Origin of the sequence: Pseudomonas sp. 2995-1, assembly GCF_002742505.1 — a bacterium.
Taxonomy (GTDB): Bacteria; Pseudomonadota; Gammaproteobacteria; order Pseudomonadales; family Pseudomonadaceae; genus Aquipseudomonas; species Aquipseudomonas sivasensis.
Window position 1 is genome coordinate 1 of sequence record NZ_LJSA01000261.1, and the last position, 344, is coordinate 344.

Here is a 344-nt window from a genome sequence, read left to right on the forward strand (position 1 = left end):
TCTATACAGTAATCATATCATCAGAGCTCAATTTGTCATTGAACTTGATAGTCAAAGTGCAAAGTCTGAATTTGAAAAAAGGGATTTTCAGACAGAGAATGTTATTATTCAAGAACTTTCCGATATGAAACAGAGTGATTTTAGAGGATCAGAAGGTATACAACAAATCGAAGAACGACTACGTAAAAGATTAAACGAAATTATGCAAGACGGAGAAGTAATCAACGTCTATATGAATCAGCGTGTGATTCAATAATGTGATGCAGGAAAAAAGAGGGGTGAGTCTCTTTGTCAGATGTTTTGTCCCAAGGGGAAATTGATGCTCTATTATCCGCCTTATCTAC

The 344-nt window shown here is 35.5% G+C and carries 1 protein-coding gene; it reads left to right on the plus strand.

The features are described from left to right. A partial coding sequence (locus AOA61_RS05655; protein ID WP_178075183.1) for a flagellar basal body-associated FliL family protein occupies positions 1–256 on the plus strand: 256 nt, incomplete at its 5' end. Positions 257–344 lie beyond the last annotated feature (88 nt).